General features: G+C 72.4%; 16 protein-coding genes. 12 read left to right on the top strand and 4 right to left on the bottom strand.

Annotation, left to right across the window (positions count from 1 at the left end; translation table 11 throughout):
- Positions 1–20: 20 nt before the first annotated feature.
- Genes N542_RS0117235 through N542_RS0117220 form a run of 3 tightly spaced genes read right to left on the bottom strand, consistent with a single transcriptional unit; the run spans position 21 to position 11,121 of the window.
- A complete protein-coding gene (locus N542_RS0117235; RefSeq protein ID WP_051551953.1) occupies positions 21–6,167 on the bottom strand; it encodes a carboxypeptidase-like regulatory domain-containing protein in 6,147 nt (2,048 codons plus the stop codon).
- Positions 6,164–8,752, bottom strand: coding sequence for a carboxypeptidase-like regulatory domain-containing protein (locus N542_RS0117225; protein ID WP_028644994.1), 2,589 nt, complete (start codon positions 8,750–8,752; stop codon positions 6,164–6,166). Before N542_RS0117225 ends, N542_RS0117235 begins: the two co-directional genes overlap by 4 nt.
- On the bottom strand, positions 8,752–11,121 hold the full coding sequence (locus N542_RS0117220) for a carboxypeptidase-like regulatory domain-containing protein (RefSeq protein WP_028644993.1): 2,370 nt from the start codon (positions 11,119–11,121) through the stop codon (positions 8,752–8,754). Before N542_RS0117220 ends, N542_RS0117225 begins: the two co-directional genes overlap by 1 nt.
- Positions 11,122–11,442: 321 nt before the next feature.
- Between N542_RS0117220 and N542_RS25380 the strand changes: the two genes are divergently transcribed.
- The 3 genes from N542_RS25380 to N542_RS0117205 are packed head-to-tail and all read left to right on the top strand — an operon-like array spanning position 11,443 to position 12,887.
- On the top strand, positions 11,443–12,009 hold the full coding sequence (locus N542_RS25380) for a DUF4255 domain-containing protein (RefSeq protein ID WP_051551952.1): 567 nt from the start codon (positions 11,443–11,445) through the stop codon (positions 12,007–12,009).
- Entirely contained in the window at positions 12,002–12,487 is a 486-nt protein-coding gene (locus N542_RS0117210; RefSeq protein WP_028644992.1) for a septum formation family protein, read from the top strand. The genes N542_RS25380 and N542_RS0117210 overlap by 8 nt, the downstream gene beginning before the upstream one ends.
- A gap of 10 nt (positions 12,488–12,497) precedes the next feature.
- Positions 12,498–12,887, top strand: coding sequence for a DUF4280 domain-containing protein (locus N542_RS0117205; protein WP_028644991.1), 390 nt, complete (start codon positions 12,498–12,500; stop codon positions 12,885–12,887).
- Positions 12,888–12,906: 19 nt separating this feature from the next.
- Here N542_RS0117205 and N542_RS27225 read toward each other — a convergent pair whose 3' ends face one another.
- Positions 12,907–13,908, bottom strand: coding sequence for a helix-turn-helix domain-containing protein (locus N542_RS27225; protein ID WP_081795258.1), 1,002 nt, complete (start codon positions 13,906–13,908; stop codon positions 12,907–12,909).
- A gap of 158 nt (positions 13,909–14,066) precedes the next feature.
- On the opposite strand from N542_RS27225, the gene N542_RS0117190 reads away from it, so the two are divergent.
- The 9 genes from N542_RS0117190 to N542_RS0117145 are packed head-to-tail and all read left to right on the top strand — an operon-like array spanning position 14,067 to position 23,576.
- Entirely contained in the window at positions 14,067–15,641 is a 1,575-nt protein-coding gene (locus N542_RS0117190) for a phage tail sheath family protein (RefSeq protein ID WP_028644989.1), read from the top strand.
- Positions 15,642–15,694: 53 nt separating this feature from the next.
- A complete protein-coding gene (locus tag N542_RS0117185; protein ID WP_028644988.1) occupies positions 15,695–16,168 on the top strand; it encodes a phage tail protein in 474 nt (157 codons plus the stop codon).
- A gap of 4 nt (positions 16,169–16,172) precedes the next feature.
- On the top strand, positions 16,173–16,670 hold the full coding sequence (locus tag N542_RS0117180; protein WP_231482719.1) for a hypothetical protein: 498 nt from the start codon (positions 16,173–16,175) through the stop codon (positions 16,668–16,670).
- Positions 16,671–16,722: 52 nt separating this feature from the next.
- Positions 16,723–16,902: a DUF6760 family protein gene (locus N542_RS0117175; RefSeq protein ID WP_028644986.1), complete on the top strand. Its 180-nt coding sequence runs from the start codon at positions 16,723–16,725 to the stop codon at positions 16,900–16,902.
- On the top strand, positions 16,889–17,371 hold the full coding sequence (locus tag N542_RS0117170) for a phage tail protein (protein ID WP_036508269.1): 483 nt from the start codon (positions 16,889–16,891) through the stop codon (positions 17,369–17,371). The genes N542_RS0117175 and N542_RS0117170 overlap by 14 nt, the downstream gene beginning before the upstream one ends.
- The gene (locus N542_RS28325; protein WP_155993169.1) at positions 17,368–20,697 is read left to right on the top strand and encodes a hypothetical protein; all 3,330 of its coding nucleotides are present in this window, start codon (positions 17,368–17,370) and stop codon (positions 20,695–20,697) included. Before N542_RS0117170 ends, N542_RS28325 begins: the two co-directional genes overlap by 4 nt.
- Positions 20,697–21,362, top strand: coding sequence for a CIS tube protein (locus tag N542_RS0117155; RefSeq protein ID WP_028644982.1), 666 nt, complete (start codon positions 20,697–20,699; stop codon positions 21,360–21,362). Before N542_RS28325 ends, N542_RS0117155 begins: the two co-directional genes overlap by 1 nt.
- Positions 21,355–23,133 (top strand): phage baseplate assembly protein V, encoded by a 1,779-nt coding sequence (locus N542_RS0117150; protein WP_028644981.1) that lies wholly within the window; start codon positions 21,355–21,357, stop codon positions 23,131–23,133. The genes N542_RS0117155 and N542_RS0117150 overlap by 8 nt, the downstream gene beginning before the upstream one ends.
- Complete coding sequence (locus tag N542_RS0117145) at positions 23,133–23,576, top strand: GPW/gp25 family protein (RefSeq protein WP_051551950.1); 444 nt, start codon at positions 23,133–23,135, stop codon at positions 23,574–23,576. The genes N542_RS0117150 and N542_RS0117145 overlap by 1 nt, the downstream gene beginning before the upstream one ends.
- Position 23,577 lies beyond the last annotated feature (1 nt).

Here is a 23,577-nt window from a genome sequence, read left to right as displayed (position 1 = left end):
GGAGCGGGCACCCGGCCGCGCTACGGCGCGGAGCCCGCGACCCAGGCCGTGCCGTCCCAGTGCGCCGTCCCACTGGCCAGGACGACCCGCTGACCCGACGTCCACGGTGTCGCCGGGCTGGCCGTGACGCCGGCGAGCGCCGCCCGGTCCGCCGGAATCTTCGACCCCGCGGGCGTGAACGCGCCGGGCTTGCCGGCCGTGGCCCCCGTCGCCGGCAGCTTCACCGTCAGCGCGGGCAAGGTGTAGGTCTGTGGTGCCGCCAGGGTGATCGTGTCCTCGTCGTCGTCGCCGGTGACGGACGCCTTCACCGACCACTCGCCGCCCGGCAGCGTGAGGGTGTACTTGCCGTCGGCACCGGTCGTGACCGAGGGCAGGTACGCCGCCGGCACCGACTCGCCCGCCGGCGGCGTCAGGGTGAGGACAGCACCACCCGGGCCGTTGCCGGAGACGTCGACGTTGAGCTTGGCAGACTTCTCGACCAGGGAGAGCGACGCGATCTTCGCGTCGCCCGCGGGCTTCGTCGCGGGCAGCGGGACGTCCGTCTGGTCCGCGGGCCAGAACGCGTCCGCCGTCACCGGCTCGGCGCGCACCGTGTAGGTCTTGCCGGTCGGCAGCCAGACGTCGAGGGTCCCCAGCGTGAAGGGGCTCTGGGTGTAGACGACGTTGCTGCCGCTCTTGATCGTCACCTTCATCGCCGGCGCGGCATGCCCGAAGCTCGGCTCGGGGGTCGCGGCGACGGTGACGTCGATCCGACCCTCGTCGATCGACAGCGAGGCGGTCGCCGCGGTGTCGTCGTCCGTCGACGGGACCTTCATCTCGTCCGACGCCGAGCAGCTGGCGATGTCCGGGTCCGTCGGGCGGTCCTGCAGCGACCCGACGGTGCCGAGGTGGCGGTCCGGCCGGGTCAGCGTGACCGTCCAGCAGCCCCACGTGACCTGGTTGAACGTCGCGGAGAGGTCGCTCCCGGAGGCGGTCAGCGGCACCGGGGCGAGCGTCTTGCTGCCCTGCTGGAGGCTCACCGTTCCCCCGGTCAGGGCGTCGTTGGACCAGCTCCGCTTCACGGTGATCGTGACGGTGCGCTTCACCTGCACCATCTGGGCCGTGATGAGCGGCAGGTCACCGATCAGGTAGTCGAACTCGAAGGGGCCCAGGGTCTGCGGTCGGTAGCCGGTCTTGGTGACCTTCACCCAGTAGTCGCCGTCCGGGACGGTGCGGAAGACGACGCCGCCGGCCGCGTCGGTGGTCTTGGACAGCGCGACCGTGTCGCTGCCGGCGAGCACCGAGTCGCAGTCCTCGGTCGGGCAGATGCTGACGTCGGCGCCGGCCAGCGCCCCGGCGGGCGCGTCGGCGGTGATCGTGGCGCGCGCGACGTTGGAGATGCGCACCACCGTGATGGTGATGATCTGGCCGGTGGTCGAGATGGTGGCCGACTGCGTCTGCGCCTGCAGTCCGCCGCCCGAGACTCGGATGACGTAAGCCCCCGGGATGACCCCGGTCAGCGTGAACGCCGAGGTGCCACGCACGGCGCTCTGCACGGGGACCAGCTGGTTGTTCTCGTCCAGGGTCATCAGGTCGACCGACGCCGTGCCGGTGATCGGCACGTTGTTGATGGTCAGCACCACCGAGGCGTTGACCGCGTCCAGGCGCATGGTGAGCGCGGCGGACGCCGTACCGGCGACGAAGTCGCTCCCCTCGACCACCACGCCGCGGATCGCGCCCGGGGCCGGGGGGAGGGAGTAGCCGGCGACGGTGGCCCGCACCAGCCAGTCCTTGGCGGTGTCCAGGCCCGCGTCGTCGGCGGTGCCGGTGATGCTGAACGCTCCCCCGGCTCCGGTCGTGCCGGGGAAGACCGGGCCGGTCACCGCGGTGCAGTCGCCGTCGGTGTTGATGGCGGTGCACTCCTGAGCGGTGACGGGGGCGTTGACGAGTCCCGTCTCCGGGAGCGACGCCGGCGGCAGGCCGGGCACCCCCTTGAGCGTGCCGGAGATGACGCCGAGCCGGGTCAGGGTGGCCGCGCACGAGGTCGTCGTACCGGGCACCAGCTCGAAGTGGAGCGACCCGGTGGGCTCGGGCGTGCAGGCGAGCGGGAGCGTGTCGGTGTCGTCGAACGCGTACCCGGCGGCCCGGATCTCGACCTTGTAGTCGTCGTCGTAGCTCGGGTCCAGGCCGGTGAAGGTCACCGAGCCCGCGTCGGCCGCGGCCGTCAGCGTGCGCGTCTCGGCGCCGTGGGTGAGGACGTAGGTGGCCCCGAGGACGGGGGTCGCACCGTCCAGCGCGGTGACCTCGAGCGACGACAGCTTGGTCATCGTGATCGGGTCGTCGGTCCACGAGCAGCGGATGAGGCTCGTGGTGGCCAGCGGGCAGGTCAGCTCCTCGGTGTCCGACAGGTAGCCGGCCCGGGTGGCGGTGATCGTGTAGTGGCCGGGGATCAGCATGTCGGTGGTGCCCGGGAGCCGGTTGTCGGTCCAGGTGAGGGCACCGGACCCGGTGCCGGTCGCCCGGACGCTGATCGCGTTGGTCGGGCCGGCGGCGGGCGCCGCGCTGAACGCCACCTGGCTCCAGTCGAACACCGGGTCGGCCGGCGCGGTCGCGTCGAGGACCGGCTGCACCGTCCCCAGCGGCACCGGCAGCGGAGCGAGGGTGAAGCTGTTCAGCGTCGAGCCGGTGGTCAGGGTGACGTTGGGCCGGGTGTCCTCCACGTAGCCCGGGGCCCACAGGTAGACCGAGGTGGTCACCGGCGACAGGAAGGTCATCTTGCCGCGTGACGGGTCCGGGCCCACCGGCCACGAGCAGCCCCCGGCCCCCGGCACCGCCGGGGACTCGGAGAGGCTCTTCTCGATGATGAAGCAGCCCTGGCTGGTCGTCTTCATCTCGACGGTGTCGCGCACGATCGAGTCGTCGGCGTCGTAGTCGATGGGGGCCGTCACCCGCACGGTGGCCTGCTCGACGCTCGTGGTGACGCCGTCCACGCTGGACCTCACCTGCCCGACCGCCGCGTCGATCGGCGACGTCAGGTTGATCCGGGCGGGCTGGTCCTGGTTCAGCCCCACGGAGAAGGTCGTGGTCCTGGACGGGTCGAGGTCGCTGGAGATCGTGTAGGTCCCCGGCGCCACGCCCTTGAACTGCATGGCCCCGTTGACGTCGGTCTTGGCGGTGCTGGGCACCGGCGTGCCGCCGCCCGGGACCGGTCCGATGACCGAGCCGACCGCCGGCACGAGCCCGCCGGTGGAGCCGGTACGGCGCACCGAGACGAGGACCCGGCCGAGGCGGTTCAGGACGTAGGACTGGTTGCGGGAGACACCGGCCTCGAGCAGGACCCCGGCCGGGTGGGGCGCTACGTACTCGACGTCGGCGGACTGGACGTAGATGGTGTAGGTGCCCTCGGCGGGCACCTCGATCGAGTAGCTCCCGGTCCCGCCCGCGATGAAGGCGCAGACCCGGTCGGTGGAGACGTCCGTGAACGTGGCGTCGTCCGCCTGGCAGGCGTGGGCGCCGCCGGACGAGCTCGTGTCACAGCCCGCGGCGGGCGCGGCACCGCCCTGGGCGACCGCGAAGACACAGGTCCTGCCGGTGGGCGACCCGGTGACCGCCGTGATGGTGCCGACGATCTTCGGGGCCGGCAGCAGGGCCACGGTGCCGAGGTTGGCGGTCTCGTCTGCGCCGACCCGGATCTTGGTCCTGGTGGAGGAGTAGTGCGGCGCCGACACCGTGACGGTGTGCATGCCCGGCAGCAGGCCACCGGCCGGGTCCTTCAGCGGGTCCGGGAGCGTGAACTCGTCGGTGGGCAGGAACGTGATGTCGTACGCGCGGTCGTCGGCCGGCCCCTCGTCGACACCGCGATCGACCACGTCGGCGACCACGCAGTCGTCGTCGCCGACCGGGCAGTTGATGGCCAGTCCGGTGCTGCCGTCGATGGCGCGGCCCTGCACCGCCGACCGAGCCGCGAGGACGCCGCCCTCGACCTCGGAGATCTGCCGGTCCGCCGTCGCCGTCCGGCCGGCGCGCACCGTGACGGTGACGTGGTCGCTGACGAAGCCGAAGAACTTCGTCTCGAGCGAGTACGTGCCGGGCTCGACGCCGGCGAAGAGGTAGCCGCCGGAGGGCTGGGAGGTCGACATCGTCTTGTAGGTGTTGTCGGCGTTGGACAGGGTCATCCCGGCCCCGACCACACCGCTCCGGTCGCCGTCGGTGTCCAGGCCGGTGATCGTCCCGGCGACCGAGCCGGAGGACGATGTCAGGTCGGCGCCGGTGCTGGCGCGCGACTGGCCGCGCTTGAACCGCACCTTGCTCGTCTGGGTCTGCAGGCCCGCCCCGGTGATGGTCACGGTGTACGTCGCCGGCACCGGCAGGCCCGGGACCGTGTAGGTGCCGACGAAGTCGGCTCCCACCCGAGCGCTGCTGCCGCGTGCCGAGGCGGCACCGCGCGTCAGCGTCGTGGCGGTCCGCACGGCGCCGTCCTCGCTGGTGACCGTCACGGTCGCGCCGCCGACCCCGGTGAGCTCGCCCGACTCGTTGGTCGAGCGGACCTTGCCGACCAGGCTGCCCACGCCGTACCGCAGCCCGAGGTCCGCCGTCGCGCTGCCACCGGCGGACAGGCGCACCATCCGGGACTCGCTCGACAGCCCCGGCTTGGCCGCCTGCACGACGTAGTCGCCGGGCGTCGAGAGCCCCTTGACCGCCCAGTGCCCGATGCGCCCGCGCGAGTTGCTGCTGGTGGTGATCGTGTTGGTGCCGTCGGTGATCGTGACGGTCGCCGCCCCGACCTTGCCGCGCGGGCCGGTCACCGTGCCCGACAGGGTGCCCTGGCCGGCCGCGAGGGTGACCTCGAGCGGCTTGGCCGAGGCCTCGCTGGTGGAGTCGACGACGAAGGACTGCTTCTGGAAGCCGCGCTTGCTGAACGTGAGCAGGTAGTAGCCGGGCTTCTTCACGCCGGCGAACGCCCACGACCCGTCGGTGGTCGTCGTCGCCGTCCGGTTCGGCGGCGTCGTCGGCAGCGCGCGGTTGAGGAACGACGACGCGAGGCTCATCCCGGTCTTGGCCAGCTGCGGGCTCGGGACGCCGACCCCGACGCCACCCTGCGCGTCCTCGTCGACCAGCGACGTCGGCTCCAGGCTCACCCGTACGCCGGCGGGCGCCTCACCGGCGACGGTGCCCGACAGCGCGGTCACGCTCTTGTCGGTGGCGACGGCCGGCTCGGTGCCGCCCTTGCCGCCCTTGTCGCCCTTGTCGCCAGCACCGCCGGCGCCCCCGGCCTTGTCGTCGGAGCCACCGGAGCCGGAGCCGCCGTCCGAGCCGCCGGAGCCGGAGTCGTCCGACCCCGGGGAGTCCTGGGAGTCCTGGCCGTCGCCGCCGCCGGCGCTGCTCGTGCTCGTCTCGCTGGACCGGTCGCCGATCCGGTGCGCGAGCTGGGGGATGAAGATGACGGCCGCGCCGATCCAGATGGCCAGCACGGAGAGCAGCGCGACGGCCTTCATCAGCATGGTCCCGACCAGTGGGTGCTGGGTGACGGAGCCCTCGACGTGGCGCAGCGACTCGGTGCCGCTCGCGCTCACGGTGTAGGTGTGGTTGCTGTCCCCGCCGAAGAGCCGGCGGTGCGTCACCGTGGCGCGGCCGCGCACCTGCTCGGTGGCGCCGGGGAGCACCTCGACCACCTTTTTGCGGAAGCGCACCCGCACGCGCGGCGAGGTCTGCACCTCGAGGGTGACCCGGGCCGGCTCGGCGCCGGTGTTGCGCAGGCTGAGCATGACCTTGCGCGAGGAGACCGTGCTGATCGAGCGCGGGCGCAGCTCGAGGGTGAGCTGGTTGCGCGGGTTGACCACGATGGCGCTGTCGACCATCACGACGGCCGACCCGGCCGGTCGGCCGGTCAGAGGATCCAGCGCCTGGACCGTGAACGCGAACGGGTAGTGCCCGGGCACGGTGCCGAGGGACGGCGAGACGATCAGCGTGACGATGATGCTCTGACCCGGCTCCAGGACGCCGGTCCGCACGGGCGCCGGCAGCCAGGCGGCATCGACGCCGAGCGCCCCGACCACCAGGACACGCGGCGACGCGGCGTTGTTGGTCAGGGTCACCTCCACCGGCAGCGGTGACCCGGCCGCGGTGCGCAGGAGCGTCGAGACCACCAGGCCGGGTGCGGGCTCCGAGATCGGGTGGCCGGGGGTCATGGGTCCGCCTTCACGGTGATGGTCCGCTGCTCGCTCGCGGAGAGCTGGACGGTCCGGGAGCCGGCAGGCGCGCTGCCGCGGGTGGGGCGGACCTCGACGACGTACACCTCGGGAGCGTCGACGTCGTCGAACTCGAAGGAGCCGTCGGACGCGGTGCGGACGGTCCGGTAGGGGTCGTCGGGATAGCTGGAGGACCGGTAGAGCTCGACGTACCAGCCAGCCGGGACGGCCGAGCCCCCGAGGGTGACGGTGCCACGAATGGCGGCCGCGGCGGCCAGCACCGGGCTGTAGTCGAGGACCTGGCCGGCGGTGAGCTGCACGATCGTCGAGGTCGGGCTGACGCCGTTGCGGCTCACGCTCAACGTGTAGGTGCCGGGCGGCACGCTCTCGATGCGGTAGCTGCCCTGCTTGGTGCTGGGGACCGACGCGGTGATGACGGAGTACGTCGCCGAGCCCGAGCTCAGCTGGACGCTGACCTCGCCGACCGGCTGGGCCGACGCGGCCCCGGCGGCGCTCGGCTGGCGGATCGTGCCCTTGACGACGGCGGCCGAGGGCTGCATCGCCACCTCGATCCCGGCCGAGGTGACGGTCCCGCCCTGCGAGCCGGGCGTGATCTGACCGGCGGCGTCGAGCGAGACCGACAGGGTCTGGGCCGCCAAGTCGGCGCGGTTGAAGGTGACGGTGTACGTGCCGGGGACGGCCAGTCCCCCCACCTTCCAGTCGCCGATGTGGCCCGAGCTCTGGGTCGCGGTGACGATCGTGTGCTCGCCGTCGGTCACGGTGACGGCGACCCCGGCCGCGGGAGCCCGGTCGGGCAGCAGCGAGACCGCACCCTTGAGCGACCCCGACGACTTGCCCAGCGTCAGCCCGACCCCGGTCAGCTTCTGGCCCTTGGCCAGCGTGAGCGTCATCGTCTGCGAGGCGAAGCCGGGCTTGCTGGCCACGACCGTGTAGCTGGCCGGCGTGGGCAGGCCGCGCAGGGTGAAGGTGCCGACGTTCTGGTTGGTGAGGGAGATCGTCGTGACCTCGGTCTGCCCGGAGGTCGCGGAGATCGTGACCCCGCCCAGCGGACCGGAGGCCGAGCTGACCGCCCCGGTGATGACGCCGTCGCCCTTGCGCAGGGAGATCTCGACGCCGTCGCGCTCCTCGCCGGCGCTGACGTCGACGCGCTGGCTCGCCGTGGCGTAGCCGGTCTTGGTGACGACCAGCTCGTAGACGCTCGGCGACGGCACGTTGACGAGCTCGAACGACCCGTCGGAGCCGATCGGCACCGTCTGCACGACGGCGCCGGCCGGCCCGGCACCGCTCCCGCCCCCGGCGACCGGCACCGTGAGGGCGAGCGAGGCCGCGGAGACGTCGTCCCCGAGCACCGTGCCCCTGATCGACGCCGGCACGCCGCCGAGCGAGACGTCGAGACCGGCCTTCTGGCTGTTGGCCTCGAGGGTGACGGTCTCGGAGTTGTCCGCCGAGAGGGCCTGGGGGTACCACAGCTGCACGAAGCCGGCGCCGCGGAACGTGACCTTGTAGTCGCCGGCCGGCAGGTCGGCGACCGCCCAGGTGCCCTTGTCGCTGGTGGCGGTGTTCGCGATGGGGGTCGAGGTGTCGTCGGCCGGGTAGACGTCGATGGCGACGCCCGGCACCGGCTGGCCCGAGGTCAGCAGCAGCACCGTCCCGGACATGCCGCTGCTGCCGGACGTGGCGGCGGCGTTGCGCGCCTGCGCGATCTCCAGCGCGAGGTTGCGGTCGGCGGCGGACTGCCCCACGATCCGCGACAGGGCCAGCGTGATCACCACGGCGAAGACGGACAGCGCGAAGAGCAGCCCGAGCAACGACAGCAGGCCCCGGCCGAGGACCGCCCGCTGGACGAACGACGCGTTGGCGAGCACCGGCTCCTCGGAGCCGGGGGCGGGTGCCGCCGGGTTCTTCTTCAGGCGCTTGACCGTCAGCTTCTGCTCGACGGTCTCGGGCGGTGCCTCGAACACCGGGGCGTCGACCGGGCTCGGGTCCTCGAGGCCGATGTCGAGGATCCGGACGAAGGGTCCGCCGACGAAGGGCCGCTTGCCCTTCGCCTTGAGCTCGACGACGGCGTGCTCGCCGGGGTGCAGGTCCAGGACCGGCGGCTGGAAGTCGAAGCGCACCTTGCCCTCGGCGTCGGTGCCCGTCAGCCGGCTGTGGATCGTGGTGTTGCCGGTGTTGTCCACCAGGAGCCCGAAGCGGCCGATCTTGCCGGCCTGCAGCGACATCGGGTCGACCCGCATCTGCACCGACCGCGCCTCGGGCACGACGAGCACGACCTCCTCGATGCTGGTCGCCTCGGGCGGGGTCAGCTCGCGCACCTGGACGGTGATCCGTCGGTCGCCGGCCGTCATGCCTTCGGGCACCGTGATCAGCGCCGTGATCGTCCTCGTCTCGTCGGGGAAGAGCGAGATGTCGCTCTCCTCCACCTCGATCCAGCTGGGGTCGGCGCCCAGGAACCGCAGCGTGTAGCCGCCGATGACGTCACTGGTGTTGCTGATCGTGATCTCGAGGGGCTCGGGGCGCTGCGGTACGGCGACGATCCGGCGCTGGCTCAGCTCGACGTACATCAGCCCGCCGCCCGCAGCGTGAAGCTCTGGGTCGCGACGGAGCCCGACCGCACCGTGACCATGCCGGTCCGCTGCTTGATGCCGTCGGCGGTGACGGTGACGCTGTAGGTGCCCGGCTGGAGGGCGCTGAAGAGGTAGCCACCGTGGGGCAGCGTCCCGCCGGCCGCGCTGCTGGTCGTGCTCCAGGCGCGGGCGCCGTTGGTCGCGGTGACCGTGGCGCCGACGTACACCCGCCCTCCGGGACCGGTGACGGTGCCGCGGATACCGCCGAGCTGGGTGCCGAGGGTGACGTTGACCTGGGGCGGCGCGCCGTTGGCGGTCAGGCTGATCGGGACGGTCTCGGACGCGTAGCCGTCGCGGATGAAGGTGAGGGTGTAGTCGCCGGGAGCGGTGAGCCCGCCGATGGCGAAGCTGCCGACCGCACCGTCGGTCAGGGTCGTGGTCGACGGCAGGGTGCTGGTGTCGACGCTGCCGCCGCTCTGGACCGACCCGCCGACGACGACCGAGGTGCCGCCGAGCCCGTTGCCGTCGGCGTCGCGGACGACCCCGGCGATGCTGCCGGTGCCCGCGACGAGGCGGGCGTTCACCGAGGTCTTGCTCTGCCCCGCCTCCAGGTCGACGATGACCGCTCGGGAGCCGTGCCCCTCGCTGGTGAACGTGAGCATGTAGGTGCCGGGCGTCGGCAGGTGGTCGAGCGCGTAGACGCCGACCTGACCGGTCGTCGGCGTGATGACCGAGACCTCCTTGCCGGCCACGGTGGTGGTGACCGTGACGTTGCCGATCGGGTCGGTGCCGTCGGTGACCCGGCCGCTGATCTGACCGGTGCCGGCGTTGAGGACGACGGTGGGCTGGATCCGGGGCTCGCCTCCCGCGACCGTCGTCACCACCTTGGTGGCCTGGTAGCCGGGGGCGGTGAAGCTCAGCTCGTAGGTGGCCGGGGCGGGCAGGTTCCTCAGCGTGTAGCTCGGACCCTTCGCGACCGTCGTGGCGACCGCCTCGGCGCCGCCCGTCGCGGTGGTCAGCCGGGCGACCACCTTGGTGGCGACCGGCACGAGCGAGTCGCCCGGGTCGATGTCGCCGGTGATCTTCGCGGGCTTGCCCTGGATCACGACGTTGATGCCCTCGACCTTGCCCTGGGCCGCGACGTCCACCTTCTTGGCACCCGTCTTCGAGGGCGCCGTTGGGTACCAGATCGAGTGGTAGCCGTCGGCGCTGAACTTGAGCGCGTACGCCGTGGGGAACAGCCCGGCCAGGCTGTAGGTGCCGTCGGTCTGGGTCGCGGCCGAGCTCACCTGGACCAGCCCGTCGCGGCCCTGGCGGTAGGCCTGCACCGTGATCCGGCCGGCGGGCATCTGGTCGCTGGCCGCGGTCACCGTGCCGGCGATCTCGCCGCCGACGCCAGCGGGCAGCAGCCCGGTCTTCGGCATGGCTCCCGCAGGTGGGGCGACGTCGACCGACTCGTCGCCGTCCTCCGCCGTGCCACCCCCGGAGCCGCCGGCACTCCCGTCGCGACCCGCGTCGGTGCCGCCGTCGGCGCCGGTGCCGGTGTCCGCGGCGACCGGGAAGAAGGACGCCGGCGCCGTCTTGGTCTTCGGGTCCCCGGAGAGCACCTGGGTCAGCCCGAGCAGGAAGATCGCGGCCCACAGCGCGACGATCGCCAGCAGGATCAGGGCGGTGAGCAGACCCCGGCTGACCAACGGCTTCTGCCGCAGCCGGATCGTCGTCTCGCGCTCGAGCTCCGGACCCGTCTCGGTCTCGTCCATCGCGGGGATGGCGTAGGCGCGCTTGGCGACCAGGCCGACGGTCACCATCCGATCGGTCTCGGAGCCGGTGAGCATCCGCGGGCCCTTGACCGCGACGATCACGGGCACGGTCGCTCCGGGCTCGACGCGCAGGGTCTCCGGCGAGAGCCGGGTCTTGGTCCTCTTGTCCTCCTGGGTCGTCCCCAGGACGGCGTCGAGCGCCACGTTGCCGCTGTTCTCGACCATCAGGACGAACCGTCCGGACCGCTTGGACCGGATCGCCTGCGGGTCGGCCGCGAGCTTGACCGCGGGGCGGGCCGACACGGAGAGGTCGATGTCGACGTGCTGCGTCGGGGACCCGGCACCATGCGAGACCACCGCGACGGTCAGCGGGTGCATGCCCGCCGGCTGGTGGGTCGGTACGCCGACGGAGAGGGTGATCTGGCCCTGGGAGTCGGGGAAGAGCGGCAGCAGCTGCGGCTCGACGCTGATCTGTCCGTCGGGCAGACCGATCAGGTGGGCGGTCACGCCCTCGATCAGCTCGCCGGTGTTGACGACGTCGACGCGGACCTCGACGGTCTCGCCCGGGTTCGCCAGGACGAGGCGGTGCTCGGTTGCTACCCGCACGGCCGCCCTCCCCGATCTCGGGGACGTTCGGCGACGATCCGACCGGGCGCGCCGAGCACAGGGAAGGCTCGGCTCGAGCCCTTCCTGGGTTCCTGGATCCGCGTCCCGTGCACGTCGTTCCTGCCGCGAGTCTGGCCTGCTGGCTGACCGTCCGATCCTAGGAATGGACGGCCCTCGGGCGTGGGCGAATGACGAAACCCGGAGTGATCATCCCCCTGGCCCGTTCGGGTGGTGCCAACTACCCCGTACGGACGCCGTCGGCCCGCGGGGCGATCTGGGCGATCCCCTGTGTGCTCCGCCGATGCGTGCCAGACTCGCGCCGTGTTCATCAGCCACGTCGACGCGGGCCTGGAGAAGCTGCTCCGCACGCGGCTCCCGCTCCCGGAGGAGATGGGCGACGTTTCCTTCGACGCACCCAGCGGCACCTGGTCGGCCCAGCTCTCCCGGATCACGGTGAACCTGTTCCTCTACGACATCCAGCGCAGCAACCAGCCCTCGGCACCCGCGACCCGCAGCCCCGAGGGTGGCCCGGCCCAGCGCCGCCGTCCGCAGCCGATGATGCAGCTCGGCTACCTGGTCAGCGCCTGGGCGGGCAGCCCGCGCGACGAGCACCAGCTGCTCGGCGACGTGGTGAGCATCCTGGCGGGCGTCGAGGCGGTCCCCGACGACCTGCTCCCGGACGACCTCTCCTCGACGGTCCGGCTCGGGCTCGGTGACAGCGACAACAAGGTGCGCGAGATCTGGGCCGCCTCCGGCGGCTCGCTCAAGGCCTCCTTCAGCCTGATGGTCACGGTGGCTGCGGACACCTTCGCCTGGGAGCTCCAGGCGCCGTCGGTCGACCGCATCAGCGCGCTGGCCTCTCGGATGGACGACGAGCCGGATGCCTGAGCGCACCTCCCGCCGGCGGTGCGCCCGCGCTCTCGCCGTCGCGCTCGTCCTGCCCCTGCTGGGCGGCTGCGGCCTCTTCGGCGGCGACGACGACGAGGGCGAGGGGGTGTCGGTCTTCGAGATCAAGCCCGGCCAGTGCTTCGAGGGCCAGAGCGAGGTCAAGGCGCAGCTCAGCGAGCTGACCGAGGTGGACTGCTCGCAGGAGCACGCCCAGGAGTCCTACGCGCTGGTCCCGTACGAGACCGGCGAGGACGCCGACACCTACCCCGGCGACGACGCGCTGGCGAAGTTCGCGAACGGCGCGTGCGCCGGCGAGTACGGCAAGTACGTCGGTGTCGACTACCTCGACTCCGAGCTCTTCTACACCTACCTGCTGCCCTCGGCCCGCAGCTGGGAGGACGACGACCGCGACGTCATCTGCTTCGTGACGAGCGCGGGTGAGCCACTCCAGGGGTCGGCCAAGGGCACGAAGCGCTGAGGAGAAGGTCATGGGTCAGAACGCGGTCCTGGGAGCGATGCTCCAGTGCTCCTTCGGCATGGCGCCGTCGACGCTGGTGCCGAAGGGCACCAGCAAGGTGATCATCGAGGGTCGGCCGGCGGCGACGGTGATGGACAACGCGGGCGGCGCGAACATTCCGCCCTTCGTGATGTGCAACAGCCTCGCGAACCCGACCGTGGCCGCGGCCACCGCCGCGGCCCTGGGCGTGCTCACCCCGATGCCGTGCGTCCCCCTCGTGCCCGGACCGTGGCTGCCCGGAGCGATGAAGACCACCCTCGGCGGGCAGCCGGCGCTGGTCTCGGGATCGATGTGCCAGTGCGTCTACGGCGGCGTGATCCAGATGACGATGCCGGGCGCCGTGCGGACGACGTCGGGCTGATCTCCGGCTGGCTCGTAAGTCACTTGTCGGTTGGGCGCGGCGGAGCGGATCGCGCACGTCGTGCCGGCGCCGACCGGGCCGCGTGCAACCAGGTGAACACCTCCCCCGCCGCCAGCCCGGCACGGACCCGCTCGACGGCCGCCACCAGGGCGGCCGGGTCCGCGTCGCCGTACGCCGCCATCGCCAGCCACGCGGCGAGCATGTCGGGCCACCGTGCGAGGTCGCGGGCGGTGTGCACGGCGACCCGCGAGCGCACGGCGAGGGCCTCGCGCAGCGCCGGGAGGCCGACCGGCCCGCGCCCGTCGGTGACCAGGTGCAACCGGGACGCGGTGGGCCACTGCAGTCGGGCGCGGTTGAGCTCGTCGAGGAAGCCCAGCAGCGCCCCGGCGGGGTCGAGCGGGGCGGCCGGCACGTCGCGACGCAGGGCGGTGGCGAGATCACGCAGGGCGTCGTCCGCGGCGGAGTCGTCGGAGCGGTCCCCGGCGCGCGACGGCTCCCGCACGTCGAGCACCGCGAAGCTCTCCGGCATCCCCAGCCTGAGCGCCAGCACCGTGACCACCCGACCGGTCAGCGGCGGAGTGACCGCGAACCGGTAGCCGCCTCGCACGGGCTGGATCCCGTAGGCGTGCCACGCCCGGACGACGGTGCCGCGGCCGATGCCGAGCTCGTCGCCGAGCACGCGCGAGGACCAGTGCGTGACCCCCAGCCGGCGCGGCGGCACGGCGAGCGAGGCGTGCAGCACGTCCGGCGCCGAGGCGTGCGGCTGACGGCCCGGGCGCGACCGGTCGGAGAGACCGTCGATGCCGCGCTCGACGTACCGCTGCCGCCACACCAGCACCGTCGGTCGCGACACCCCGACCTTGTCGGCGATCTCGGTGTTGGACAGCCCCTCGGCCGCCAGGAGCAGGATCCGCGCGCGCTGGGCCAGCCCGGCACGCACGGTGGGGCTGCGGGTCATCGCCGCCAGGCGGGGCTGGTCGCCGGGCCGCAGCTCGAGCCGAGTGGCGGGGCGGTTGGCCATGCTCGATGATCGGGAGCGCGGCGCTCAACCGTCAAGACATCAATGAGCCACTGACGTAGTCATTTCGGGCCATGTGTCGCTGTTCTCGTTGCGGGCCCCCCCACCGCGGGAGCAGTCTCACGATGTCCTGCCACCTGTCCTGAGAGCGGATACAGACGATGCCCACTTACACCGCACCCGGCGTCTACGTCGAAGAGGTCCCCTCCTCACAGAAGGTTCTGTCCGCCGCTCCGACCGCGGTGGCCGCCTTCGTGGGGTTCACGGCGACCTTCCCGAGCGACGACCCCAACGACCCCCAGGGTCTGTCCCCCCGGCTCGTGACGAGCTGGACGCAGTTCGAAAGCCTCTACGGCGGCTTCTCCGAGGGCTGCATCCTGCCGCTCTCGGTGTACGGCTACTTCGCCAACGGCGGCAGCATCGCCTACATCTGCCGGGTCCCGAACACCGAGCCCGCCGGTGAGCCGTCGCGCTTGGCGCTCCCCGCCGCCGACCGCTCCCTCGGGCTGCCGGTCGCCGTCGAGAGCCTCGAGCCCGACGCCAACATCACGCTCCAGGTGAGCACCGACGACGGTGGCGAGGAGGACGTCGACGGTCCCGCCACGTTCACGATCACCGTCCTCGAGGGCGGCGCGGCCGTGGAGACCTTCTCCGGCCTGGGCTTCGACAAGGGCGACAGCAACGTCGCGACCAAGGTCAACGCCACCTCGACGCGGATCAAGATCGACCTCAACCTCGACGAGAAGGTCGACCTGGCCTCGCAGCTCGAGCTCGTGAAGCCCGGCCTGTACGCGCTCGAGAAGGCCGCGCCCACCCCGGTGCCGGTCACCGGTGCGAAGTTCGCCGGCTCCGAGTCGGCCCGCAAGGGCATCAACGGCCTGGCCGTCGCCGAGGACGTCACCATGGTGATCGTCCCCGACCTGGTCACCGCTGCCACCGGTGAGGACGGCACCATCGACCTCAACCTGTGGAAGGCCGTGCAGACCGCGCTGATCTCGCACTGCGAGCAGAACGGCAACCGGATGGCCGTCCTCGACGCCCCTCCCGGCATGTCGCCCCAGCAGATCAAGGAGTGGCGCAGCGACGTCGCGATGTACGACTCGGCGTACGCCGCGCTGTACTACCCCTGGGTCAAGGTCGAGAACCCGACCGGCGTCAACGGCAACAGCGAGATCCTGATCCCCCCGTCGGGCCACGTGGCCGGCGTCTGGGCCCGCACCGACGACACCCGCGGCGTGTGGAAGGCCCCGGCAAACGACACGATGCGCGGCGTGCTCGACATCGAGCGCGCGGTCACCCAGAACGAGCAGTCGCTGCTCAACCCGATCGGCATCAACTGCATCCGGCCCTTCGGCACCCGCGGCATCCGGATCTGGGGTGCGCGCACCCTCTCCTCCGACACCGACTGGAACTACATCAACGTCCGTCGCCTCTTCAACATGGTCGAGGCGACGATCCTGACCGGCACCCAGTGGGCGGTCTTCGAGCCGAACGACATGGCGCTGTGGGAGGGCGTGAAGCGGACCGTCGGAGCCTTCCTCCGCGGCCTGTGGTCGGCCGGTGCGCTCTTCGGCACCTCGGCGGACGAGGCGTTTTACGTCAAGTGCGACGCCGAGACCAACCCGCCCGAGTCGATCGACCAGGGCCTCCTGGTCGTCGAGGTCGGCATCGCTCCGGTGAAGCCGGCGGAGTTCGTCGTCTTCCGCATCAGCCAGAAGAAGCAGGTCGCCGGCTGACGCCGGGACCCCGTCACCCCACTAGCACTCACTAGAGACCGGAGTCCCCAGTCATGCCCAACGACCTCATCTCAACCGACCCGATCGTCGCCCAGAACTTCTACCTGGAGATCGACGGCGAGAACATCATCCTGTCCGGCGTCTCGGGCCTCGACGTCGAGCACGACGTCGTCACGATCCAGCAGAACGGCCCCACCGGTCGGATGCAGATCGTCAAGACCCGTGGCAACACCCAGAAGGCGCCCGACCTGACCATCACCCGGATGGCGCCCTCGGACGCCATGGCCGACCCGATCTGGAAGTGGTTCATCGCGATCCGCGACAAGGGTCTGACGATGGACCGCGCCAGCGCCCGCAAGAACGGCTCGATCGTCCTCTACGACACCTCGTTCGTGGAGATCGGCCGCTTCAACTTCATCAAGGGCTGGCCGAGCAAGATCGCGACCGACGCCGTGAGCACGGAGTCCAGCGAGGCCGTCAAGGAGACCATCACGCTGGTCATCGAGCGCCTCGACCGGGTTAAGTAGGCCCGTGAGCTCACTGCGTACGTCGTACGAATTCACCCTTCCGCGTGGCTACGTGGACGGGCAGGGTCGTCTGCACAAGACGGGCACGATGCGGCTGGCGACAGCGCGCGACGAGCTCGAGCCGCTGCGCGACCCGACCGTGCAGGGCCCCGACGATCCGCGTCTCACCATCCTGGTGCTGACGCGGGTCGTGGAGTCCCTCGGCAGCATGGAGCTGGTGACCTCGTACGACATCGAGGGCCTGTTCGCTGTCGACCTGGCGTTCCTCCAGGACTTCTACGGGGTGATCAACTTCGGCAGCCAGGAGGAGTACGACGCGCTGGTCAACGCCCAGGCGTCGTCCTCACTCCTCGGCGTCGACTCGGCCGCCGCTCCTGCTCCGACCGCCCACCCGGCGGACCCGGAGCCGGACGCGGCGGCCGCCTCGGCCACGACGACGGATCCGGGTCCGCGACCGAACCTGCGTCGAGCGGTCGAGGAGATCCCGCGCAAGGCCCAGTGATGGGCCGAGCAACGCCCAGCGGGGCGCGGCAGGGGGCCGAGGTGAGCGCGCAATGATGCGTTACCCCACGGAAGCCCTATGGCAGGAGATAGCGTTTCTCGCGTACCACCTGCACTGGCGCCTCGACGAGCTGCTCGACCTCGAGCACATGGACCGGGTGCGCATGGTGCGAGCGGTGGTCTCGTTGAACGACCGAGCCTGGCAGGCGGTGCGCGAGTATGGCCAACAGTGACATCACGACGCCCCTCGGCGGCGACCTCCCCATCGCGAACCGGTTCCTCTTCGAGCTGGACGGCGTCGAGCTCGGCGTCTTCAAGGAGGTCTCCGGCCTCGACGTCACCGTGCAGGTCGACGAGATCCGCGAGGGCGGGCAGAACGGCTACGTGCACCGGGTGCCGGGCCGGATGACCTGGCCCAACCTGACCTTCCGGCGCGGCGTCACCAACAGCAACGCGCTCTTCGACTGGTTCAACAAGTCCTCCGGCGAGGGCTTCGCGAGCAACGACAACAAGCTCACCCGGTCGACCGGCGCGGTCACCGTGATCGACCCCGTCGGCAACCGGTTGCGCTCCTGGGAGTTCATCGACGTCTTCCCGGTGCGCTGGAAGGGTCCCGACTTCTCCGTCGCCAGCACCGACCCGCTCGAGGAAGAGCTCGAGGTCACCCACCACGGGTTCCGGGCGGTCACCCAGGCGTCATGACGACCATGTCCTCAGAGTCCTCAGAGTCCTCAGAGTCCTCGCACGCCACGGAGCCCACGGAGGCCTCGGCCGACCACCGGCTGGGGCGCGACGTCGTACGCCGGATGCGGCTGCCCGGGCCGCCGGTCGGTCGCCCGCTGCCCAGCCGGATCGGCAGCCTCGCCTCGTCGGTCTCCCGCTTCGCGGCGGCGACCTCGCGACCGGTCGACGTACGCCGCGCACTGGTCGGGCCCGACCCGCGCGGGATCGGCGCCAGTGCGGCTCCCCCGCGCTGGTGGACGCCCGTCGCCGAGGCCGAGCCGGCGCCCGCCGGGGACGTCGAGCCCGCCGCGGTACGCCGTACGACCGCTCCCGGCTCCGTCGCGAGCGCTGCGCCGACCTGGCTGGCCGGGGCGCGACCGGTCGCGATCCGCCGGCTGCCCGAGCGCACCCTGCCCCGCGCGGCCCGTGAGGTCCCGAACGAGACGACCTGGACCCCCGGCGGCATCGTCGGCGGCCTGCGCGGGGAGGTCGCCCGGGTGCGCCGCCACGACGAGGTCGCGGCCGTCGGCCCGATGCTGACCCAGAACGACCGCGCCAAGCTCAACGCCGGCATGGCGGCCCGGCAGGCCAACCAGGCCGCGGCCCAGCAGGTCTCCAGCCAGCCGGCGGTCCGTCGCGCCACCACCCGCACCCCGCGCACGTCCACCACCACGGAGTCCTCCGCTGCCTCCTCATCGGAGCGCCCGGCCGTCCGTTCGACGGCCTCGGGTGCGGTCGTCCCGGGCGTGCGGGTCACCCCGGCTCCCGGTGGCGGTGGGTCCTCCACGGTTTCCGGCGTGCCTTCGGTGAATGCGCCACCGCTGGCTCCGGGTCGGTCGCCGACTGCTGCCCCGGCTCCGGGTGGCGGTGGGTCCTCCACGCTTTCCGGCGCGCAATCGGTGGATCAGCCACCGCCAGCCCCAGGCCGGTCGCCGACTGCTGCCCCGGCCCCGGGTGGCGGTGGGTCCTCCACGGTTTCCAGCGCGCAATCGGTGGATCAGCCACCGCCGACCCCGGGCCGGTCGCCGACAGCTGCCCGGGCCCCGGGTGGCGGTGGGTCCTCCACGGTTCCCGGCGCGCAATCGGTGGATGTGCCACCGCTGCGCCGGGTCGCGCGGCCGGCGTGGCAACTGCGCTCCCAGCAGTCGCGGTTCGACGGGCTGGTCCGCCGGACTCCCCTCGGCCAGGGAGGCCCTAAAGCCAGCACGTCCACGACCGGCTTCTCCGCCGCTGGCTCCCCCGCGACTCAGGCGGGGCTGGCGAGTGTCGTGTCCCGGTTGGCGTCGCCCGGCCGACTGCGCCCGGCCGGTGCGGGCGCGGCCCGTGAGGGTGTCCTCGAGTCGTCGGTCCGCTCCCCCGAGACCGTGCCCGCGGCCGGGCCAGGCCTGATCGCGGCGGGCCTCGATGCACCGGCGACCGTACGACGGCACGCCTGGTCGGCCGGGAGCCTGGTGATGCGTCAGGCAGCCGACGCGCGCGGGCAGGCCGGCACGCTCAGCGCCACCCGCACCGCGGCCGCCGTCCCCGCGGCGAGCACTGCGGCCGCGGCCGGACCCACGACCAGCGCTGCCGGGAGCACGAGCAACCCCGCGACCAGCCCCGCGACCAGCCCTGCGCCCCCCGCTCCCCTGGCCGCCACGTCCGGATCGGCACCCACCGCGGCCGGGTCGACCACAGCCGCGCCCGCGGCGGTCGGTGCGGCGCCCCGGGCGGCCGCGCCCGTCGTACGTCGGCTGCCGTCCGCGGTCGGCAGCACCGCGGTCACCGCGCCCGGCTCCGGCGCTGCGGGACCGGACGGCGGTGGGTCGTCCACCGTCCGCCGCCGTCCGCCCGTGGACAGCACACCGCCCGACGCCGCCACCCCCGACCTGCGCCGGCTGCCCCGGCTCTGGCGCCGAGCCACCGACGTCCGACCCGCCACCGACGTCCGCGCCTCGGTGCCGGCGCCGACCGTCCGGCTCGCGCACGACCCGGCCTCCCCGGCCGCACCCGTGGCCCGGACCACCACGGGCGACCCGACCGATCCCGCTCCGACGGTCCGACGCTCGGCCGCGACCGGGACCTCGGCCGGCACGACCACCCCGGTGACGCCAGCCGCGACCGCACCGGCCGCCGGCACCCCGGCCGGCACCCCGGCAGCCGCGCCAGCCGCGCCAGCCGCGCCAGCCGACGCAGCCCACGAACCAGCCCGACGCTCCGCCGACGAGACGCCCGCGGTCGTACGCCGGACGACCGCGCCGGTCACCCGCGTCGGCGCCCACGTGGCGACCCCCGGGTTCGCGCGGGCCCAGGTCGGGATGCCGGAGCTGATGACCATCCGGCGGGCCACCGCGCACGGGACGGACGCCAACCGCACGTTGGCCACCGGCTTCGGCGCCCCGCAGAGCATCCGCCCGGCGGGCAGCCCGGTGGCGGCACCGGCCGCGGCCGTCTCCGGCGAGTCCCGGCTGTGGCGGCGCACGATCACGCCCTCGGGTGCGCCCCGCGACTTCGGCGCCGGCGCCTCCGCCGCCACCCTCACGACCCGGCCACCCACCCTCACGACCCGGCCACCCACGACCACCGCCCGCGCGAGCGCGCCCGGACGCACCGCGGGCGCCCCGGTGAGCACGCCGACCGGCCGGTTCGCGGCCGAACTCGCCACCGGGCTCGCCTCCGCCCCTGCTGCCGGCCCGCCGACCGGCACCGCACCCGTCCGTCGCACGCCCGCGGCCAGGACGTGGCAGCCCTGGCAGGACGCACCGACCGGCCCCGACGCGTCGAGGAGCCGGGCCGGCGGCACGGCCCCCACGACCACCTTCCCCGGGGGGCTGCCCGGCGCGGCGTCGGCCCCGACCGGCCGCGCACCGGCCGCCGACGTACGCCGTCTCACCGTCGCGCCGCCCCGCATCAGCGTGGCCCCGTCACAGCCGCCGCCCCCACCGGTCCCCGAGGTCGCGCGGACCACGCCCAGCACCCCGTCCTCCGCGCCGGTCGTACGGCGCAGCAACACCAGCCCCGGCGGGCCCGGCAGCTCGCTGGTCGACTCCACCGCCCATCTCTTCGCCACCCCGGACGCGCCCCTCGTCCGTCGCGCCGTCCAGCCAGGAGGCTCCTCCATGTCGTCCCCCACGCCGTCACCGTCGAGCAGCCCACCGATCCGGCGGCACTACGACCAGGGCGGGTCCGGCGCCGACATGTCGGACCGCACCCTGTCGGCCGCCGCCACCGACGAGCTGGTCGACAAGGTGGTCGAGCGGATCGAGCGTCGGGTCATCGAAGAGCTCGAGCGGCGCGGTCGCTCGCACGGACGAGGGGGCTTCTGATGGCCGAGCTCGAGAAGGCCTTCCTGGAGATCGAGGGCACCACCGACAAGGTGCCGTGCCTCTACAACCCCGAGACCGTGACGGTCGGTCGGCGCAACAACTGGGTCTCGAACCCGATGCCGGGACGCGGCGTACCCACGCTGCGCTACGCCGGCGCCAACTCCGGCTGGCTCAAGGTCGACCTGATCTTCGACACCACCAACGACGGCACCCCGGTCTCGACCCACACCGGCAAGATCGTCGACCTGATGGACGTCGACCCCTCGCTGCCCGGCAGCGACGAGACGACCAGCAACGTGCGCCCCCCGACGGTGACCTTCCACTGGGGCGACCTGCACTCGTTCAAGGCGGTCATCGAGGGGCTGCGCCTGAGCTTCACCTACTTCTCCTCCGCGGGCGTGCCGCTGCGCGCCAACATGGAGCTGGAGCTGCGCCAGTACGAGCCTTCCCTGGCGTTCGGCGCCCAGAACCCCACGTCCGGTACGCCGAAGCCGCACCGCGTGCACCGCGTCCAGCCCGGGGAGACCCTCGACAGGATCAGCGCGCGCTACTACGGAGACTCCACCCGCTGGCGGCTGCTCGCCTCCGCGAACGGCCTCGAGGACCCGTTGGCGGTGCGCCCCGGCACCATGCTCACCGTCCCGCGCCTGGACGGGGGTGCCTGACGTGCCCTCGGCCAACAGAGGCGTCGGGATCATCAGCCCGATCGTGACCGTCGACGGTGCCGCGCTCCCCGACACCGCACAGCTGCTGAGCGTCGAGGTCGACCTCGGGCTCAACCTGGTCGGCCGCGCGACGCTGCGCTACGTCGAGGACTCCTTCGACATCAAGGTGCTGCCGAAGTTCGGCCTGGGCGCCCAGGTCACCATCACGACCTTGGCGGACCATGCCACCGAGAAGAACCTCTTCAAGGGCCTGGTGACCGGGGTCAGCCTCGACCACGACGAGTACAGCACCGTGGTCACCGTGACGGTCGACGACGCCGCGTACAAGCTCGGCCAGCACACCGAGACGACGGCCTTCCTCAACTCCACCTACCACGACGTGATGACCAAGATGGTCGCCGGCACCGGCCTGCAGTCGGAGATCGACGCCACGACGGAGACCCACCCCTACCTGTTGCAGACGGGCACCGACCTCGCCTACCTGAACTGGATCGTGCGCCGCTGCGGGATGGTGTGGTGGGTGGACTTCGGCAGGCTCTCCGTGAAGAAGATCAGCAACGCTCCCACCTCGGCCGTCGTGGAGCTCGCCCTCGGCGAGGACCTCTTCCGCCTGTCGACCCGGGCGTCGGGACTCCACACCGGCAAGGTGACGGTGACCGGCTGGGACGACGCCCAGCAGGCTGCGGTCGCCAACGTCGCCGACGCCACCGCTGCGGCCGAGTCCACCCTCACCTCGAAGTTCCCGGGTCGGGCGGCCGCCGAGGGCGCCGGCACCCGGGTCTCCGGGGCATCGCCCCTCACGGTGGACGAGGCGACGCTGGTGAGCGAGACCCTGCTGGCGGAGTCCACGTCGGCGGCCGCCACCACCCGGGGCAGCTGCATCTTCGACGGAGCGATCAAGCCGTTCACGAAGGTCGCGGTGTCGCGGGCGGGACCCGTGACCGGCAGCTACCTGGTCACCCGGGTGCAGCACGTCTTCAGCGGCGGCGGCTTCGAGACCCACTTCACGGCCGGGCCGCTCCGGCCCGAGGGACTCGTCGACCTGCTGGCGGCGCCGGTCGAGAGCGCCGGCGCGACGATCGGCGGCCTGATGGTCGGGGTCGTGACCAACATCAACGACACTGAGGGCAAGATCGGCCGGGTCAAGGTGAAGTTCCCGACGATCGGCTCGGGCATCGAGTCGGAGTGGGCCCGGGTCGTCACGCTCGGCGGCGGACCCACCCGCGGAGTGGTCTTCCAGCCGGAGGTGAACGACGAGGTCCTGGTCGGCTTCGAGCAGGGAGACACCCGGCGCCCGGTCGTCCTCGGCGGTCTGTTCAGCAAGAAGAACGGGCTGCCGACCTCGGACAACGTCGGCGACGACGGCAAGGTCGCCTACCGCCGGATCAACTCGCGGACCGGCCACCTGATCGAGCTCGCGGACGGCACCTCACCCGACAAGAAGCACATCCTCCTCAAGACCTCGAACGGCCACCTGATCCGCCTCGGCGAGGACAAGCTGGAGCTCACCGTCGCCGACAAGCCGGTGACCATCACCAACGGCAAGGCCACGATCGAGTTCACCGCCTCCGGGGACATCAACATCGAGGGCATGAACATCAACATCAAGGCGAAGACCGCCGTCAAGATCAACGGCGCGCAGATCGAGGCGAAGTCGTCGGGCACCGCGAAGGTCGAGGCCACGATGCTCGACGTCAAGGCCAGCGCCACCGCGTCCGTCGACGGCGGCGGCATGCTGACGCTCAAGGGTGGAATGGTGGCGATCAACTGATGTCCGAGGGCTCCCTGCGCCGGTACGACGAGCCGGGCCAGCCGGACTCGTCGTTCATCGGGAGCGGCTTCATGTGGCCGCTCGGTGTCGACCACACCGGCGCGATCGCGCTGTCCTCCGGCGTACCGGACCTCGACCGCTCGATCGAGATCGTGCTGATGACCGCACCCGGCGAGCGCCTGATGCGACCGCAGTTCGGCTGCCGGATCTGGGACCTGCTCTTCGAGCCGGTCACGGGCAACCTGCTCGGCCTGATCGCCGAGGCGGTCCGCGAGGCGCTCGCCCAGTGGGAGCCCCGCATCGTGGTCGAGGACGTGAGGCCCGAGGCCGATCCCGACAACCAGGCACTGGTCCGGATCCAGATCACCTACCGGGTCCGTGCCACCAACGACCGCCGCAACCTCGTCTATCCCTTCTACGTGATCCCTCACGACGCCGAGTAGG

Source organism: Nocardioides sp. URHA0020 (assembly GCF_000620705.1).
Classification (GTDB): domain Bacteria; phylum Actinomycetota; class Actinomycetes; order Propionibacteriales; family Nocardioidaceae; genus Nocardioides.
This window is presented reverse-complemented; position numbering and strand designations above follow the sequence as displayed.